Below are 17684 nucleotides of genomic sequence, written 5' to 3' on the forward strand. Positions count from 1 at the left end.
GCGCACCATGCCGGCCAGGCGAGGCAGGGGAAGGTATGCCCCAAACATTCCGCAATTGCCGTCCAAGACAGATCGAGGCACTATTCTCAAAATCACTTTTATGTTCAAGCGTATCTTCTTACTGAAGTTCCTGCTGTTGCTGCTATGCGTGAGTGCATACGCCCAGGAGCGCCGCATCACCGGCAAGGTCCGGGAAAAAGACGGCAGTCCGCTGCCCGGCGCCACCATCATTGAAAAGAGCCACCGCACCAACGGTACGGTTGCTTCGGCCGACGGCTCTTTCGCCCTCACGCTCAAGGGTACCGGCAACGTGATCATCGTCAGCCTCATCGGTTTCGATCCCCAGGAAGTGAACGTGGCCGGAAAAGATGCCGTAGACATCGTTTTGCAGGTGGGTTCCAAAACCCTTGGCGATTACGTGGTGATCGGCTACCAGGAAGTATCCCGCCGCAAAAACACCGCATCCATCGCCACCGTGAAAGGCGAAACGATCGAGAACCTCCCTGCCGTGAGCGTAGACATGATGCTGCAGGGCCGCGTGAGCGGTGTGAACGTGCAGAACTTCACCGGTGAGCCCGGCGTTCGCAACACCCTCGTGGTTCGTGGTAACACCTCGGTACTCCGCGGATACGACGAAGCCCGCGCCCTTTCCCGCCCGCTGTACGTGATCGACGGCATCCCCACCTCCGCCTCGGAACTGGGTGAAATGGAATCCAACGGCACAGGCACCAACGCCATCGCAGGCCTCAACCCGAACGATATCGAATCCATCGACATCCTCAAAGACGCCTCCGCCGCCGCCATCTACGGCTCCCGCGGTTCCAACGGCATCATCATCATCAAAACGAAAACCCCCAAACTCGGCAAGCCCCAGTTCAACTTCAGCACCTACCACGGCTTCACCCGCAGGCCCCAACTCGCCGAAGTGGTGGGCGGAGCGGAAGAACGCCGCCTCAAAATGAAACTCCTCAACCTCTATAATGAATATACAGACAACGAAAACCTGCCGATGATGCTGACAGACAGCCTTAGCCCGGCTTTCAATAACGCCACCGACTGGCAGGGCATGTTTTACCAGAACGGCCAGATCGACAACTACGACGTGAGCATGTCCGGCGCCAGCGAGATATTCAACTACCGCGTCAGCCTCGGGCATTATAAGGAAGACGGCATCATCAAAAAAACCGGGTTCAAGCGCTATACCGTGATGGCCCGCCTCGGCGCCAAATTCACACCCTGGCTGGAAAACCAGACCCGTATCCGTATTAACCGGACCGACCGGCCCCGCTCGTCTAACGAACGCACGGGCAGCTTCTTCGCCTTCGATACCTATTCCATGCCTTCCTCGTTTTTCGGGCTCACAGAAGCGTCGAAAGACTACCTGCTGGGGAACGACCGCGGGCAGAACAAGAACATCAACAACCAGCTGGAACTTAGCACCGTGTTCAACGTCAGCCTCATGAAAAACCTGCGGTTCAACACCACGCTGACCTATTCCAACGAAAGCCAGGCGCGCAACTTTTACCAGCCCGGCCTGGTGCGCAACAATACATTCGGTTTCGGGGCGTCCTTCTCCAGCAAAACAGAAGGCATCATCATGTACAACACCCTCGAATATTCGAAAAAATTCGGCAAACATGACCTGAACGGGATCATCGGCCAAAACGCGGAATACACCCAGTACCAGAACACTTTCGCCAGCGCGGACCTCATCCCGAACGATTACATCTGGGTGGTGAACGTAGCGAACAAGAACTACTCCACCACAAGCTCCCTGACCACTGAAGAGGGCATGCAAAGCCTGTTCAGCCGTATCAACTACTCCTTCAACGACCGCTACCTGCTGTCGGCCGTGTTCAATTTCGACGCATCGTCCAAGTTCGGTAAAGACAGTCGCTGGGGCTTCTTCCCCTCGGTATCTGCCGGCTGGATCGTGAGCGACGAGCCTTTCATGAAAGACCTCAACTGGCTGAGCTTCCTGAAAGTGCGCGGCAGTTATGGCGTAACGGGCACCCAACCGCAGCGGAACTACCTCGGTTACAACACCTATGTCGTGAACCAGGCCAGTTTCCAGGGCAGTATCGGCGCCACCTCCTATAACGGTGTACCGGTTATCCGCCCCAACTATTTCGACGGGATCGCGCAGAAAGACCTTTCGTGGGAAGAATCGCGCCAGGGCAACGTTGGTTTGGAAGCAGGGTTCTTCAAAGACCGCATCCGCGTGATCGCAGACCTGTACAACCGGAGCACGTCCAAAGGTTTCTTCAGCTACCTGCTCCCCAATTCCAGCGGCTACACCGAAGCGCAGACGAACGCCATCGGCCTCCGCAACGCGGGCGTGGAACTGACGATCAATACCAGGAACCTCAGTCCGCGCAGCAAACTGCAATGGTATACCGACTTCGTGTTCTCCCACAACCAGAACACCATCACGGCGCTCCCGAACGGCGGCCGTTCCATCATCTTCAACTACAACACCGGCGTTTACGGGCTGGATTACCTCCTGACCGTGGGCAGGCCGGCGAACCAGTATTATGTGTTCGAATCGAGGGGGATTTATTCCACCCAGAAAGACATTCCCTTCAACCTGCTGACCGGCCGGTTGCTGACGAACTTCGTGGGATATGAATACCATCCCGGAGATCCGATCCTCGTGGACCAGGACGGCAACTTCGACATCAAGGAACCGATGGACCAGATCATCGGCGGCGATCCCAACCCGCGGTATTACGGTGGCCTGAACAACAACTTCGAGTACAAGGGCTTTACGTTCGGCGTATTCCTGAGCTACACCTTCGGCCGTTCGATCATGAACAGCTACCTGAACCGCAGGCTGGAGTACCTGTTCGAAGGTTCCGGAGATGGTGGTGAAACGGCGTTTTCCCGCAGGGCCATCTTCGACGTGGACAAGCTCAATTACTGGAAACGCGAAGGCGACATTGCGGATTACCCCACACTCTCCCTGGTGAGAGACCAGCGTTCTCCCTACCGTTTCCTCGACAAGAACACGATGTACATTGAAGACGGCTCGTATGTCCGCATCAAAACCGTGACGTTCGGATACAATTTCCAGAAGCCCATCATCGAGCGGCTGAAATTGAACAGGCTGCGGCTGTACGGGGTGATCGACAACATGTACACTTTCCAGCGGAATAACATTCCCGATGCGGAAGCCGTAAATGCTTACGGTGTATATACCGGCGACGGTTATCCGATCCCGATGAAATTCACCCTCGGCATCGACGTAGGATTCTAGGCTTCCACTTTAAAAATGACATTATGAAACAATCAAGATATGTAATCGCCGCCGTACTGCTTTGTGCTATCGTATTCGGCAGCTGTAAGAGAATCCTGGAGCTGGAACCCAAGACGGGGCCTACCAGTCTCACCTTCTGGAAAAACGACAAAGACGCGCTGGCCGGTTTGATGGGAGGGTATGCCCTTACCCGCGAAGCCCTCATGGACGAGAACCGCTTCTTCGTGTACGGCGATATTACCGCCAACACGTTCCGCGTCACGTATTATTCCGACTATTCCATTCACCAGATCGCCAACGGGGAGCTGGACGGTGTATACTATGGTTACCTGGAAAACCTCCAGAACTGGACCTTGTACTACAAAGCCATCGCCCAGGCGAACCTCCTCGTGCAGAAAATCCCCACCATTCCGGATAACGCTTTCGCGATAGGTGCGCAAAAGGCTTACTATACCGGGGAGGCCCATTTCCTCCGCGCGTTCCTCTATTTCTACATCTCCCGCGTTTGGGGCGATGTTCCCCTGATCCTGGAACCCGTTGAAGACCTCTCCCAGGCAAAAAACATCGGGCGGGAAAAACAAAGCGTGGTGCTGGCCCAGTGCCTCAAAGACGTGGAATCCGCCATCCAGCTGCTGCCGGAAACGCCGATCCAGACCAACGACCGCGGCGTCCGCGCATCCCGCGCTTCCGCCCTCGCCCTGAAAGCGCATATCTACGCCTGGATGAAAGATTTCCCCAAATGCGAAGAAGCGACCCGCGACCTGGTGGCCAGTCCCGGCAAATACGGCCTGAAGTTCATCACCGACTCCGCCGAATACAACCAAATGCCCATCGGCCGCTCGATGGAAGCGCTTTTCGAAATCAATATCGACGAAAAGCAGAACGAAGGATCGGGCCCTGACTATTGGGGTAGCTTCCAGGGCATCGGTTCCAAAACGCTGTATGTACCCTACCTCGCCACCCGCGAACCCCGCAATCCGGACAATGTGCCCTGGATGGCGCATAAGACGACCTACGAAAACGTGTATTGGGAAGATGGCGACCTGCGCGCCCAGCTCTGGTTCGAGAAAGATCCCAATAGCTACATGGAAGGCAATTACATGGTGAAGAAATACGCCAACATCACTTACCGCGACGGCGACGTTAGGAAAGCCCCCCGGCAGTCGAACAACCTGCTCGTCTTCCGCCTTTCCGACGTCATCCTCCTCCGCGCCGAGGCACTGTTCAAAACCGGCAAGGAAGCCGAAGCGCGCGACCTGGTGAACAAGGTCCGCACCCGCGCCCGCCTCGAAGCGCTCGACGGCACTACGGCTGGCGACGATCTTTACTATTTCATCATCACCGAGCGCCAGCGCGAACTGTTCGCGGAAGGCCATGCGTTCTGGGACCTCCTCCGCTCCGGGTTTATCAACGATTTCAACGCACAATTCGCCAATGCGACGGAAATGGGATCAGACAGGTATGGCAAGAACTACTGGCCCATCCCCCGCGCGCTGTTCAAAGATAACCTGCTGATGAAACAGACGCCTTACTGGAACGGAAGACTTTAATCTCAAATCCTAAACCGACAATCATGCAATCAAACATAAAATGGATATGGATGTTGTTGCTGGCAGCCACTTTCGCTTCCTGCAAGAAAACCGATTACTTCATCGGCGGCAACCTCCACGATCCCAAATTCAACGGCACCACATACGAATTCCTGAAAACCAACCCGCTGTTCGACACGCTTGTACTGCTGATCGATAAAACCGGGCTGAAAGATGAAGTCAATGCCGCGGGCACCTTCTTCGCGCCTACCGACTATGCCATCCAGAATTACGTGAAGAAAGTGGTGCAGGTACGGAAACAGCTGGAAGCGAACGACGAAAACCTGAAGTTCGAATTCGGCGAGCTGGATTTCCCCAAGTACAAGGATTCCCTCCGCGCTTACCTCTTCCCGCAGAAAATAGAGCGCGCCGCGCTGACGAAAGATGGCCAGTATTATACGTCCAAAGACGGCGAAAAACGCCACATCACCCTGTGGGACGACCCCAGTGGTTCCTATATCAACGATGGCCTCACCCTCATTCCGCAATACATCTACTTCACGAAAGTCATCGGTACGCTCGACCCGCTGATCAACGACGACGTGCCCACCGAGGAGCGGGACAAACGCGTGGTAGTGCAGACTTCCGGCGTCATTACCAACAACGGCGTCGTGCATGTACTGGCGAACTATCACAACTTCACTTTTGCTGAACTCAATTAATTTTTCTACATGGCTAATAAAATTTTGCAACATACGATCCTGGGATGCGCCCTTGCCGCCGTTGCGGCGACAGGCATGGTATCATCCTGTAAAAAGATCCCGGAAGGCTACATCAGCGAGCAGATCCGTTACGTGAACGACACCTTCCGCGTATTGCGCGGCACCAACTGGAGCTCCGATCCGAAAGCTTTCGAGCTGGACGGGTCTAACTACCCGATTTCCGTGAAGCTGACGGAAATACGCGATCTGGCTACCGGAAAAGCTACCGATGTGTTCAGCCAAAAGAACAAGGTGTACGTCTGGACGGCACTCTTCGACCCGTCCAGCGATACAACGGTGGCGTTGCTGAACAAGAAACGCGAGATCCTGGAAATCCCGGCGCTCCAGCTCATGGAAAAATCCGGACAGCTGATGTTCAATGAAGGTACCGGCAACATTCCGGCGGGCAACTATGCCTTCGACGTGTCTGTCACCAACCAGAGCGGCACCAAAACGTTCCGGGATATTTCCGTGATCCAGCTGCTCGACCAGGCTTACCGGCAGGAAGGCGCGCCCGGATGCGCGTATTTCATCGACGGCACTAACACCAACGGCGACATGGGCTCTCCTGTCATGTCCGTTAAAAAGCTATCCGACGAGGGTTACCAGGTGCGGATCAAGATTACCGACAAAAACGGCAAGGCCTTCAATCCTAAAGCCGGCGAACTGATCAAACGCGGCGACCGCCCGCTGTTCGAATCCTACGCCAAGTTCCATCCGGTGGAATATACCGATACCACGATGGTCTGCAATTACGAAGTAACGCCGTTCCCCCTGAAGCAATACCCCGGCTACGGTTACCTCATGTATTACCGTATCCCCAGCCAGTTCGTAACGCTGGACCCTGGCGTGGCACCCACCGACGAGCAGATATACAATGTAAACCCGCGGTGGACGTTCCGCATTCTCGTAAAAGGCACGTTTGAAGTAACGTTCAAGCTGCCGAAGTGCTCGCGTAAAGCTTGAGCCGATCTGTCGACATGAAAAAAGGCCCGGAACGTTCCGGGCCTTTTTCGTTTATAGCGGTGTAACCTGTTAATGGATAGCGCGGAGGGCCAGGGCGAGGTCGCTGATGAGGACGCCCGGCTCTTCCAGCCCGATGTACAACCGTACCATCCGGTGTTTCGGCACGGCGGGGTCGAATTCGTTTTCCGCCAGGGAAGCGCAGGCCGGGAACGCCAGCGATTCGTGGCCGCCCCAGGAAACCGCCATGAGAAAGCGTTGCAGTCCGTTGCAGAACGCTTCCACCTGCTCCCGCTTTCCGGCTTTCAGCTGGATGGTGATGAGCCCGGCTGCGCCGTGCATCTGCTTTTTCGCCAGTTCGTATTGCGGGAAGGCGGGGTCCATCGGGAAAATAACCCTTTCGATCTCCGGTTGTTCCTTCAGCCATTCGCAGATCGTTTTGGTGCTTGATGCGCTGCGCTCCAGCCGGATTTCCAGCGTGCGGAGCCCCCGCAGCAGCAACCACGCGTTGAACGGCGCGATGCCGCTGCCGATATTAAGCAGTTCCGACATAAATATCTTCCGGGTCATTTCTTCCCGCCCCGTGAGCACCCCGGCCATGGTATCGCTGTGGCCGCTGATGAACTTCGTGGCCGATTGCAGGCACAGATCGATCCCCAGCTCGTGCGGGCGCTGAAAAATAGGGGTGCAGTAACTGTTGTCGATCATGGTCACGATCCCCTTTTCCTTCGCCAGTGCGGCCACCGCGGCAATGTCCTGCAGCTCGAAGGTGAACGAATTGGGAGATTCGAGATAAATGAGGCGGGTATTGGACTGGAGGGCGTTGCGGAAATTCGCGGTATCCGTTCCGTCCACGAACGTGGTGGTCACCCCAAACCGCGGCAGGATGGCCGTGAACAGCTGGCCGGCCCAGTTGTAGGGATCGCGGACAGACACGATATGATCACCCTGCTGTACCTGCGACAGCACTGCCGCAAAGATGGCCGCCGCGCCGCTGCCGAAGATCAGCGCGTCTTCCGCGCCATCCAGCGCCGCCAGCTTCTTCCGAAGGATATCGATGGTCGGGTTATTGCCCCTCGTGTACAGGAAGCCTTTGTATTCATCCTGCAACAAATCCCGCATCTCTCCCACCGATTTGAACGCAAAGTTGCTGCTTTGCATGATGGGTGGTGCAATGGCATTGAAATACTGCTCCCGGTCTTCTCCCAGTTGGTTTATTATAAATGAAAGGTCCATATGTCAAACTGATAGCGCTAATCACGCCGCCGTACGGCATAGCGCATGAAAAAATAAATGGGTAGCCCCGCTACAAACCAAAACATCCCTCCGAGCGCCTGGTTTAGATCTTTTATAAAAATATTGACAGTGACGAATAAATATACGGTGATGAAAATGGCGGGAACGACCGGGTAGAGCTTCATTTTGTAGATGCCCGTTCCGTCGAGGTGCGCCGTTTTCTTCCGGAGCACAAATATCGTGGCTGCAGCTGAAGCAAGGCCAATTGAGTCAAAAAGCATGACATATTGGATAATATTGTCGAAGTTGCTGAGGAAATACAGCATGCCGACGATGAGGATCGCAAAGGTGGTGAGCGCCACTTCCTGTACCTGGGTTTTGGAATTGACCCGTCTGAAAACACCCGGCAGAACGCCGTCTTCGGCCATGGCGTAATACATCCGCGGGTTCGACATGAGGTTGACGTTGGCGTATCCCAGCACCGACAAAAACAGCAGTACCGAAGTTACCTTGAAGCCATATTCCCCGAAAAACGCTTCGGCCATGCGTGCAGCCAGGGCTTCGGTGGTTTTCAGCTGCTCGAACCCGATCACTTTCACATATGCGTAATTGACCGTGACGTACAGCAACAAAATGATCCCGATCCCCAGCAGGATGGCGCGCGGCATGTTTTTCGACGGCTCGCGGACGTCTGACCCGAAGTTGATCGTTTGCTGATAACCGCCATAGGTGAAGAAAACCGGCACGAGCGCGGCCCCGAAAATATAGGCCCAGCTATGTTCCACCACCGAAACGCCTCCCGCGGCCGGGGGCGCCACGTGGCTGCTGAAGGCTGCCAGGCAGAGCAGCAGTACGAGGGTAATTTTGAAAACCGTCAGCACGTTCTGCCAGCTGGCGCTCATGCGGATACCGAGCATATTAATAATATACAATACGACCACGCCCGTGATGGCGATGGTTTTGCGCCCGCCTTCGTGCTGCATCGATTCCGGGAGGATCACGGGGCCGATATATTCCGCTCCCACGATGCAAACCGCCGCGATGGAAGCGGCATTTGATATGACAAGGGTCCAGTTGATCATGAAAGAATACGCGGGGTGGAAGCCGACCGACAGCACTTTGTAAAACCCGCCTGCCACGGGGAACCGGGAGCCGATCTCGGCATAGGTGAGCGCGCCACAGAGCGTAACGAGCCCTCCCAGCACCCAAACCATATAGAATAATTGCGGCGTGCCCGTTTCCCGGGCCACGCTCACCGGCGTGCGAAAAATTCCCATCCCGATGACCAGCCCGACCACGATCATGGTAAGGTCGAACGGCCCGAGTTTCGGTTTGATGCTCATGATATACAAGATAACCGATTAACGCTGTATTTACCAAAATATGCGTAGGTTTGCGGCCGGTACACGGTTGCCAGGTCCCTTTCCGGGGCCGGCATTAATAGGGAATCCGGTGAAAATCCGGAGCTATCCCCGTAGCTGTAAGCCCGCATTTATCGTTTTCCAGGACCCCAGCCACTGTTCCGGCACATCGGAACGGGAAGGCCTCCCGGGAAGCGGGCGAAGCCAGAAGACCTGCCGCATACCACTTTTAATCCGCGCTTTCGGGTGAAAAGCGGAGGGCATATGCGGCATTGCTGCCATCATACGTACTTTTCAATTCTCCCCGGCGCCACTGATTTTTTACAGTCTATGGCCTACATGAAAAAAACACACCTGCTCCTGACCGCCGGCATCCTCGCCGCAGGGCACACCGTGCAGTCGCAAGACTCCGCCCGCATCTCCGAACTGAGCACTTACACCGTAACCGCCACCAAATTCGCCAAGAAACTCGGGGAAACCGGTAAAGTAGTCACCATCATCGGCAACCGCCAGATCGGGCAGAACCTTGGCCGCAGCGTGGCCGACGTGCTCAACGAAACCACCGGCATCGTGATCGGCGGGGTTTATTCCAACCCCGGCAAGAACCGCGAAGTCTATTTCCGCGGCGCCACTTCCCAGTACACCACCATCCTCATGGACGGCATCCCCGTGGCAGACGCCACCGGGCTCACCGGCAACGCCATCGATCTCCGATTCCTGCCCATCGACCAGGTAGAGCGCATCGAGATCCTCCGCGGAACACAGACGACCCTGTACGGCGCAGACGCCATCGCCGGAGTGATCAATATCATCATGAAAAAAGGCGGGAACAAACCCGTGAATGTTTTCGGTGACCTGATGTTCGGCTCTAACCGGACGATGAAGGGCTCCCTGGGCCTCCGTGGCAAACAGGACAATATCGATTACAACATCGCATTCACCCATTTCAGCACAGACGGCATCACCGAAGCCGCGAAGCCCGATACCGTGAAAGACGTGTTCGACCGCGACGGCTACCGCCAAAACGGCCTCAACGCTACCGTAGGCATCCAGGCTACGGAAAACTTCCGCGTCCAGCCATTCCTTTTCTACAGCGATTATAAAAGCCGGTTCGACGGCGGGTCGTTCGTCGATTCCCGTATCAACAAAAACAAATCCGACTTCCTGCATTCCGGCGTGCGCACGCAATACGATATCGGCACCAAAGGCAAGGTGTACGGGAATTTCGCCTACCAGCGCGTAAACCGCTTCGACGAAACCGGATGGGATACCACGCACCTCGATGGCCGCTCGTATTTCGGGGAAGCCTATGGCCACTACGACCTCACCAACTGGCTCCAGGCCCTCGCCGGCGTGGAATACCGCCAGGCCGACATGGTGAACGCCGACGAACTGGATAAAACCTGGGACGTTCACAGCCAAAACACCGTGAGCCCTTATGCCTCGCTGTTCCTGAAAAACTTCCACGGCTTCAACCTGGAACTGGGCGGGCGATACACGGTCCATAACAAATACGGCAACAAGTTCACCTACACCATCAACCCGTCCTACGTTTTTTCCGACAAACTGAAGGTTTTTGCCACGGTGGCCTCTGGTTTCAAAGCCCCCACGCTCACATCCCTCTACAGCCAGTACGGCAACCCCGACCTGAAGGCGGAACATGCAGACAGCTATGAAGCCGGTATCCAGACTTACCTGCTGAAAAACAAACTGGACCTGCGCGTGGTTGGCTTCAAACGGAATATCAAAGACCAGATCTCCTACATCAATTACAAATACATCAACTTCAACCAGCAAAAAGATAAAGGCGTGGAAGTGGAAGTAAGCGCCCGGCCGGTCGAAAAACTGCTGATCAAGGCGTCTTACGCATATGTAGACGGCCAGGTGACGACGCAGAACGCCGCCGGGAAAGACACTACCTATTCCAATCTGGTGCGCCGCCCCAACCATACCGGCCAGATCGACCTTGCCTACCAGGCCACAAAAGGGCTGTTCGTAGGCACAAGCGTTCGCCACACGGGCACCCGAGGCGACCTGTATTATGCGCCCAATGCCTGGACGGCGGAGAGCATCCAGCTGGAAGCCTATACGATCTGGAATGCCTATGCGGAATATAATTTCGGGAAAGCCAAAATTTTCCTGCACGCAAATAATATCACCAATAACAAAAAATATTGGGAAATTTACGGCTACTCCGTCCTCGGTTTCAACATGCAGAGCGGCGTATCTTTTTCATTCTGATCTAAAAACTGACGCATGTCCATCAAACAAATCCAGCCACGTTTCTTCGTATTACTGCTTTTCATCGTAGCGGGCGGCGTGCTTCGCGTGCTTGCCGCAGGCCATCTCACCCCTTTCTCCAACTTTTCCCCGCTGGGCGCCATGGCGCTTTTCGGCGGTGCGATGTTCGCCGATAAATGGAAGAGCTACCTGTTTCCGTTGCTGGCGCTTTTCCTCAGCGATGTGATCATGATGAAAACGGTGTATGCGGCGTATGCGGACGGCTTCCTGTTCGAAGGCTGGTACTGGAATTATATCGGCTTCGCCGCGATGGTGCTCACCGGCCAACTGGTGATCCGCAACGTGAAGGCGCTCCCCGTTATCGGCGCTTCCATCCTCGCTGCGGTGGTGTACTGGCTGATCGTGGACTTCGGCACCTGGATGCGCCCTACCAGCATCGACATCACCACCGGCCTGCCCTTCAGCCGCGATTTCGCCGGCCTCATGAAGTGCTACGCCCTGGGCATCCCCTTCATCAAAAACACCCTGATCTCCAATGTCGTGTACAGCGGCATCTTTTTCGGCCTGTTCAGCTGGCTGGAAAACAGGGTCCCGGCGCTTTCCGCCCGATAATATCACGAAAAGGCCGGCCGCAAACCGGCCTTTTCCCTTTCCACCCAACTACCCGATCCAGATATGACCGCCAGTTCCTTCCTCCCCGCCGCTACGCAAATGATCTACGACATGGGCCTCCAGCATCTGCTCGACGGCATCACGTTCGAATGCCCGCCCGCCGCCCTGGCCGAAAAACAGAAAGTGGTCCGCTGCGTGCTCGAAGGCAAACATTACAGCAGCGAGGAAATCGACCGGATATTCTCCGCTTCCAAAGCGCAGGGCAAAAGCCTCTATTACGTAGACGAACCGCTGCTAGCTTCCATTGCGCCCGACGTGATCTTTACGCAGGACGTGTGTGAAGTCTGCCAGATCGATACGCATTGCACCCAGCAGGCCGTCTACAAGCTGGACAAGCAGCCCGCGCTCGTGAGCCTCAGCCCCAACAACCTCGACGATGTTTTCCAGTGCGCCATTACCATCGGCCGCGCCCTCGGTGAGGAAGCCGCCGCTTTCGCATACGTGACTGCGCTCCAGCAAAGGCTCGATGCCGTGGTAGACCGTCTTCGCCAGCACCGCTCGCCCCTCCGCCGCGTGATGATCATGGAATGGATGGCGCCCGTTTACAACTGCGGCCACTGGATCCCTTACCAGGTGGCCTACGCAGGCGGGGTCGACATGCTGTCTAACCCCGCGGGCGACTCCATCGTAACGCCCTGGGAAAAAATATTCCGCTACGATCCCGAAGTGCTGGTGATCGCTCCCTGCGGGTTCCTCACCGGCCGCTCGCTCGACGAGCTGGACCTCGTCACCAAAGTACCGGGCTGGGAAAACCTCCAGGCCGTGCGTAACAACGAAGTCCACCTTGCGGACTACGATCTTTTCACGCAACCCAGCGCCAGTACGCTCACGGACGGCGTGGAAGTGCTCGCGCACCTCTTCCATCCCCACATCTTCCCGCCGCCGCAACACTTGCAACATAAATTCCGCTCCATCGATTCCCGGGCGGTGACCGCATAAAAAAAGGGGCTTCCAGACGGAAGCCCCTTTGCGTTTCAATCACTGTTTACTTGATCAACCACATTTCGCCGTTGATATCGTCTGTACCGCCGAACTGCCGTTGCAGCGCGGCTTTCACCTGTTCGTTATTGGTTTGGTATTCCGCCTGCGGATAGAGCCAGCGCTTGGGGATGCGCCCGCCATTGGCATTGCTAGGCCCGATATCGAACGCCGGAATACCGGTACGGCGGTACTGATAATACGCCTGGCGGCCGGAGTTCATGAAGAAGGCGAGGTATTTCTGGATGAGGATCTGCTTCAACCCTTCGTTGTTATTGCCTTTGAACTGCGCCTTGGCCGTGGCTGCGTACCAGGTGTTTAACGTGTTGGCGTCCAGCCCGTAGAACGCGAAGGAAGCTTCGATACCTTTTTTGTACCAACTGCCCGCATCGCCCGGCACCCATCCGCGAACGATCGCTTCTGCGATGGTGAAGCAGGTTTCAGGGTAACCCAGCTGGATGCAAGGCTCGCCGCTGCCGGATTGCCAGTAGCGCACTGTATTGCCGTAAGACAGTACCTTGGCGGAGTTTTGCGCGGCCAGATCGCTGATCCGGTCGCCCGTGCGGCCGCCCTTGTAGGAGGAGAAACGGGTCTCGAACCCGGGGATGTTGTTATCCTTGGCCGTGTCTACCGGTTCCGCCACTACGAACGTACGGGGATCGCGGTAGGCGGTAAGGGTATCAAGGTAAGTAGCGCCCATGTTGTTGCGGCCACGGTCGAAGCCGCTGTTGTAGGGGCCCGTGGGATAGCGGTTCTCCTGGATGCTGCCGTTGTACACGACCTCGTAGTTATCGCCGTTGCCAGTCATGATGGGGTTTTTCGCCAGGTCAGACAGGATGGCGGCGAAGGTGGCTTTCACCTTCAGGTCGGCATCGTCGGCATGTTTGCTGAGCGTGATCAGTACACGGAGGCGGGCGCTATTGATGAGTTTCTGCCAGCGTTCCGGCTTTCCGCCCATCATGAAATCGCCCTTGAAATTGCCGCGCCTGGCGCTGGTGATATAGGCATGCATTTCCGAGTTGGCCGTTTCCAGCAGCGCGAGGCATTGGCGGAACACGGCTTTTTGCGCGTCGTACTTCGGTGTGAAATTGTCTTCGCCGGATTTCATGGCCTCGCTCATGGGCACGTCGCCGAACTTCATCGTCATATCGTAATAGCACCAGGCTTTCAGGAGCTTCGCGATGATGAGGTAAGGCTTGTTCTCGTCTCCGCCCAGCCGGTTGGCTTCTTCTTCCATTTTCTGAATGTTGCGCAGCACGCCGAACCGCGTGGAAGCCGCGCCCCAGTTATAATTCTGGCGGGCGTAATAATCGAAGTTGGATACCCAGAACTGGTTTTCGCGCTGCGACTGGTCCCAGGGGCTTTCGCGCAGATCGATGAGGATGCCGGTCAGGATGAGGTCTGGCGGCGACTGGGAGGGTTTGTTCGGATTGTCCTGCAGATCATCGAATTTCTTGCAGGCGCCGAGGCCGGCGATGAGCGCAGCGGATATGAGGATTTTGGAAATCGTTTTCATGCTGAAGGTTTTGATCGGATCAGAAAGTAAAGTTGAGGTTCACGCCGTAGCTTTTCACTGAAGGCGTTTGCAGGCCGTTGGCACCGTCCACGAACTGGTCCAGGTCGATATTCTTGTGTTTGGTGATGTACAGCAGGTTGCGGCCTACCAGGGAAACGTTCGCGGATTTGAAGAACGTGTGCTGGAGGGTTTTGGCGGGAAGGTTGTAAGTGAGCGTCACGTCGCGGAGTTTCAGGAAGCTTTGGTCGATCACGTTCGAAACTTCAGCGCCCATGAGCCGGTAAGCCCAGTCCTGGTACGTGGTTTTATAAGTGTTCGGTGCAAATTTCCGCGTGTCTGAAATCACGTTCCCGTCGCCATCGCGCTTCAGTTCGCCGCTGGTAACGATGACGCCGTCGCCCGTCCAATGGGGAATGGTATTGTCGTTGCCGTCGCGCAGCGCATCCTTGATGCGCTCCGGGGGCGCGGCGTCCGGGTGGCGGCCGCCCTGCCAGAGTTTCTGGTTCACATAGTTCAGCGTCTTTCCACCGAACCTTCCGTCCACCATGAACGTAAACCGCCAGTTGCCGTAAGTGAAAGTGTTCGTCAAGCCGCCGAACCAATCAGGCGTGAAATATCCGATCTTCTTCGGGATGTTGTCGGAAATCGGCAATCCGTCTGTTCCATACACGATCTTCCCGTCGGGCGAGCGTTGGAAATCGGTCACGTAATACGCATCTGAACGCTCACCCACCTTGATGTATTTCAGCTTGGTCTGGTTGCCGTAGATTTCTTTCAGATAAGGTTTGTAGGTCGACCAGTTGGCCATCACGTCCCAACGGAAACCGCCTGCGATCACCGGCGTAGCGGTCAGCGTCGCCTCGAGGCCTTTGCGGAGGTACTTCAGACCGTTCAGCTTCTTCGTCACGTAACCCGACGCTTCGGAAACCGGGTTATCGAATACCTGCGGCCCGTCGAGGCTGCGGAACCAGGCCACGTCGAGGCCCACGCGGTTTTTGAGGAAACGCATGTCGATGCCCGCTTCCAGCGAAGAACTGAACGCCGGCTCGATCTGGCTGTTGAAAATCTTGTCGGTATAATACGCAGAGGGCATACCGGCCCAACGGGTACCGAGCGAGTAGCTGGCTACGTTGCTGTAAATGTCCAGATCGCCACCCACACGCGCATACGAGCCGCGGAGCTTCAGGAAGCTGATCGCAGACGGGAGTTTCACCATGTCCGAAATCACCGCCCCGAGCGATATTGAAGGATAGAAGTAGGTGTTGTTGCTGATCGGCAGGGTAGACGAGCGGTCTACACGGCCGGTAAGGCCAAGGAACAGATAATTATTGAACGCCAGGTCGGCAGAAGCGTACGCGCTCGCCACCTGCTTGGTAGCGGTGTAGTTAGTGGGGCGCTTCGGCTCGCTGGTGTTTTCGAAATTATACCACATAGGCACGAGCAGGTCTGCCGTTTCCGCGTAAATGTTGCGGGTATTGAGGGTGCGGAGGTTGGCACCGGCGTGGGTAGACAGGTCGAATTTACGGCCCAGCTTTTTGTCCCAGGTCAGGAGGAAGTCCGTATTGTTCTCGAAATTATACGTCCACCATTCGCGGTATTTGCCTTTGAGGTTGGCTTCGTAAGCGCCGGCGGAATAGGGCAGCTTATTGTTTTCGTACAGGTTGCTGGTGTTGATGTGGGTACGTACCATCACGTTGAGGTCCTTCGCCAGCTTGTAGTTCAGCGAAACGAACCCATACACGTCGTCTTTGTAATATCCGCGCAGCCATTCGTTCGCCACAAACCAGGGGTTGTTGTAGCGGAAATATTCGAAGTTGTATTGCTGGATGCCTTCTTTCCCTTTCTGCCAGTAATTCTTCAGGTCGCGCACATCGAAGTCCGCGCCGCCCCAAAGCGTCAGGTAATAGATAAAGCTGTTGGGGCCATAGGCTACGTTGGGAAAGTTGGGCGTGTATTGCTTGTTGTAGTTGACATTCACGTCGATGCGCAGCTTGTCGGTCAGGTTGATGCCGCCCGCCGCGTTCACGTTGGAAATATTGACATAGGTGTTGGGCACCTGGCCGCGCTGATATGTGTGGGAAGCCGAAATACGGAGGTCCGTTTTTTCGTTGCGGGACGACAAAGCTACGTTGGCCGTGGAAAGGAGCCCATTGCGGAGGAAGTTCTTCAGGTTATCCGGTCCGCGCTGGAGCCAGGGCGTGGGAACGGGCTTGCCGGTGGCGGGATCGATGGGGCTGTCGAACTGGGGAAGCTCCATCCATCCGCTGGCGGTATTCGGATCTTTCTGGTTGAACTTCGGGCCCCACTGGTTATAATCCACGTCGTTGATGCCGCCGCCTTTGCCGTCGCCGAACGCGTATTTACCGTAATCGCCGGGACCGTAATCGTTCTGGGTTTTGGGAATGGCGTTGTAGCCCGCCTGCAGTTGGTGACTGGTGTTGAATTCCACACGGGTACCGGTGGCGCCGCGCTTGGTGGTGATCTGGATGGCGCCGAATTGTCCGCGGGAGCCGTAGAGGGCGGATGCGGTGGGGCCTTTGAGCACGGAATACGACTCGATGTCGTCCGGACTGAGGTTCCAGGAATCGGAGCTGATGGGCACGCCATCTACCACGATGAGGGGTTTCACGCCGCGGAGTCGGATGTCCGGGTTACCGAAGAGATTGGGGCTGGAGGCGATGAGCAGGCCAGACACTTTGCCCGACAGGGAATTGATGGCATTGGGCTCGCGGGCTTTCACGAGGTCGGCCCCTTTTACTTCCTGCACGGAAAAACCCACGGCTTTCTTTTCTTTCTTGATGCCCAGGGCGGTTACCACTACTTCATCCAGCGATTTTTTGTCGGTAACGAGGATGACGTTGATGGACGATTGCCCGTTGACAGGTACTTCCTGGCGGATAAAACCGAGGGAAGTGAATTGGAGCACTGCGTCGGAAGCGCAGCTGATGGAGAATTTGCCGTCGGCGTCGGTGACGGTGCCGGTGTTTCCACCTTTAACTTTAACGGTGACGCCGGGAACGGGCTGGCTGTCTTCGGACGCAACCTTGCCCGAAACCAGTGTTTGCGCCCATGCGGGGATGCATGGCAGCGCGAGGATGAGCGCCAGGAGCGCAACCCTGAGAAGTGGTTGTAAAATGTAATGCATAGTAAAGGAAAGGATTAAACGGTTTT

Annotated in this window: 11 protein-coding genes and 1 riboswitch; of the genes, 7 read left to right on the top strand and 4 right to left on the bottom strand. The window is 56.0% G+C overall.

What is annotated here, in order from left to right:
- Positions 1 to 100 precede the first annotated feature (100 nt).
- Genes EJ361_RS11010 through EJ361_RS11025 form a run of 4 tightly spaced genes read left to right on the top strand, consistent with a single transcriptional unit; the run spans position 101 to position 6512 of the window.
- Positions 101 to 3256 carry a SusC/RagA family TonB-linked outer membrane protein gene (locus tag EJ361_RS11010; RefSeq protein ID WP_164714185.1) on the top strand — a complete coding sequence of 1052 codons (3156 nt, stop codon included), beginning with the start codon at positions 101 to 103 and terminating at the stop codon, positions 3254 to 3256.
- Between the two features lie 23 nt (positions 3257 to 3279).
- Positions 3280 to 4806: a RagB/SusD family nutrient uptake outer membrane protein gene (locus tag EJ361_RS11015; protein WP_126245674.1), complete on the top strand. Its 1527-nt coding sequence runs from the start codon at positions 3280 to 3282 to the stop codon at positions 4804 to 4806.
- A gap of 23 nt (positions 4807 to 4829) precedes the next feature.
- A complete protein-coding gene (locus EJ361_RS11020; protein ID WP_240646607.1) occupies positions 4830 to 5507 on the top strand; it encodes a fasciclin domain-containing protein in 678 nt (225 codons plus the stop codon).
- A 9-nt stretch (positions 5508 to 5516) separates the two neighbouring features.
- Complete coding sequence (locus EJ361_RS11025; RefSeq protein ID WP_126245675.1) at positions 5517 to 6512, top strand: DUF5007 domain-containing protein; 996 nt, start codon at positions 5517 to 5519, stop codon at positions 6510 to 6512.
- Positions 6513 to 6581: 69 nt separating this feature from the next.
- Here the strand turns inward: EJ361_RS11025 and EJ361_RS11030 are convergent, their stop codons facing one another.
- Positions 6582 to 7745 (bottom strand): trans-sulfuration enzyme family protein, encoded by a 1164-nt coding sequence (locus tag EJ361_RS11030; protein WP_126245676.1) that lies wholly within the window; start codon positions 7743 to 7745, stop codon positions 6582 to 6584.
- Between the two features lie 17 nt (positions 7746 to 7762).
- Positions 7763 to 9088, bottom strand: coding sequence for an APC family permease (locus tag EJ361_RS11035; protein ID WP_126245677.1), 1326 nt, complete (start codon positions 9086 to 9088; stop codon positions 7763 to 7765).
- A 47-nt stretch (positions 9089 to 9135) separates the two neighbouring features.
- Positions 9136 to 9341: riboswitch (cobalamin riboswitch) on the top strand.
- Between the two features lie 104 nt (positions 9342 to 9445).
- Here EJ361_RS11035 and EJ361_RS11040 point away from each other — a divergent pair.
- The 3 genes from EJ361_RS11040 to EJ361_RS11050 all read left to right on the top strand — a co-directional run bounded on the left by EJ361_RS11040 (position 9446) and on the right by EJ361_RS11050 (position 12958).
- Positions 9446 to 11347 (top strand): TonB-dependent receptor plug domain-containing protein, encoded by a 1902-nt coding sequence (locus tag EJ361_RS11040; RefSeq protein WP_164714186.1) that lies wholly within the window; start codon positions 9446 to 9448, stop codon positions 11345 to 11347.
- Positions 11348 to 11362: 15 nt separating this feature from the next.
- Positions 11363 to 11959, top strand: a complete 597-nt coding sequence (locus EJ361_RS11045) for a DUF6580 family putative transport protein (protein WP_126245679.1) — start codon at positions 11363 to 11365, stop codon at positions 11957 to 11959.
- 63 nt (positions 11960 to 12022) lie between these two features.
- The gene (locus EJ361_RS11050; RefSeq protein ID WP_126245680.1) at positions 12023 to 12958 is read left to right on the top strand and encodes an ABC transporter substrate-binding protein; all 936 of its coding nucleotides are present in this window, start codon (positions 12023 to 12025) and stop codon (positions 12956 to 12958) included.
- A gap of 46 nt (positions 12959 to 13004) precedes the next feature.
- Here the strand turns inward: EJ361_RS11050 and EJ361_RS11055 are convergent, their stop codons facing one another.
- Complete coding sequence (locus EJ361_RS11055; RefSeq protein WP_126245681.1) at positions 13005 to 14513, bottom strand: SusD/RagB family nutrient-binding outer membrane lipoprotein; 1509 nt, start codon at positions 14511 to 14513, stop codon at positions 13005 to 13007.
- A gap of 19 nt (positions 14514 to 14532) precedes the next feature.
- Complete coding sequence (locus tag EJ361_RS11060) at positions 14533 to 17658, bottom strand: SusC/RagA family TonB-linked outer membrane protein (RefSeq protein WP_126245682.1); 3126 nt, start codon at positions 17656 to 17658, stop codon at positions 14533 to 14535.
- Between the last annotated feature and the right edge of the window lie 26 nt (positions 17659 to 17684).

This window comes from Chitinophaga rhizosphaerae (assembly GCF_003958645.1).
In the GTDB taxonomy this organism is placed as follows: domain Bacteria; phylum Bacteroidota; class Bacteroidia; order Chitinophagales; family Chitinophagaceae; genus Chitinophaga; species Chitinophaga rhizosphaerae.

Bases quoted from the DNA above. Each gene is read 5' to 3' on its own strand.
- EJ361_RS11010 (WP_164714185.1), top strand. From the start codon at position 101: ATGTTCAAGCGTATCTTCTTACTGAAGTTCCTGCTGTTGCTGCTATGC.
- EJ361_RS11015 (WP_126245674.1), top strand. From the start codon at position 3,280: ATGAAACAATCAAGATATGTAATCGCCGCCGTACTGCTTTGTGCTATC.
- EJ361_RS11020 (WP_240646607.1), top strand. From the start codon at position 4,830: ATGCAATCAAACATAAAATGGATATGGATGTTGTTGCTGGCAGCCACT.
- EJ361_RS11025 (WP_126245675.1), top strand. From the start codon at position 5,517: ATGGCTAATAAAATTTTGCAACATACGATCCTGGGATGCGCCCTTGCC.
- EJ361_RS11030 (WP_126245676.1), bottom strand. From the start codon at position 7,745: ATGGACCTTTCATTTATAATAAACCAACTGGGAGAAGACCGGGAGCAG.
- EJ361_RS11035 (WP_126245677.1), bottom strand. From the start codon at position 9,088: ATGAGCATCAAACCGAAACTCGGGCCGTTCGACCTTACCATGATCGTG.
- EJ361_RS11040 (WP_164714186.1), top strand. From the start codon at position 9,446: ATGAAAAAAACACACCTGCTCCTGACCGCCGGCATCCTCGCCGCAGGG.
- EJ361_RS11045 (WP_126245679.1), top strand. From the start codon at position 11,363: ATGTCCATCAAACAAATCCAGCCACGTTTCTTCGTATTACTGCTTTTC.
- EJ361_RS11050 (WP_126245680.1), top strand. From the start codon at position 12,023: ATGACCGCCAGTTCCTTCCTCCCCGCCGCTACGCAAATGATCTACGAC.
- EJ361_RS11055 (WP_126245681.1), bottom strand. From the start codon at position 14,513: ATGAAAACGATTTCCAAAATCCTCATATCCGCTGCGCTCATCGCCGGC.
- EJ361_RS11060 (WP_126245682.1), bottom strand. From the start codon at position 17,658: ATGCATTACATTTTACAACCACTTCTCAGGGTTGCGCTCCTGGCGCTC.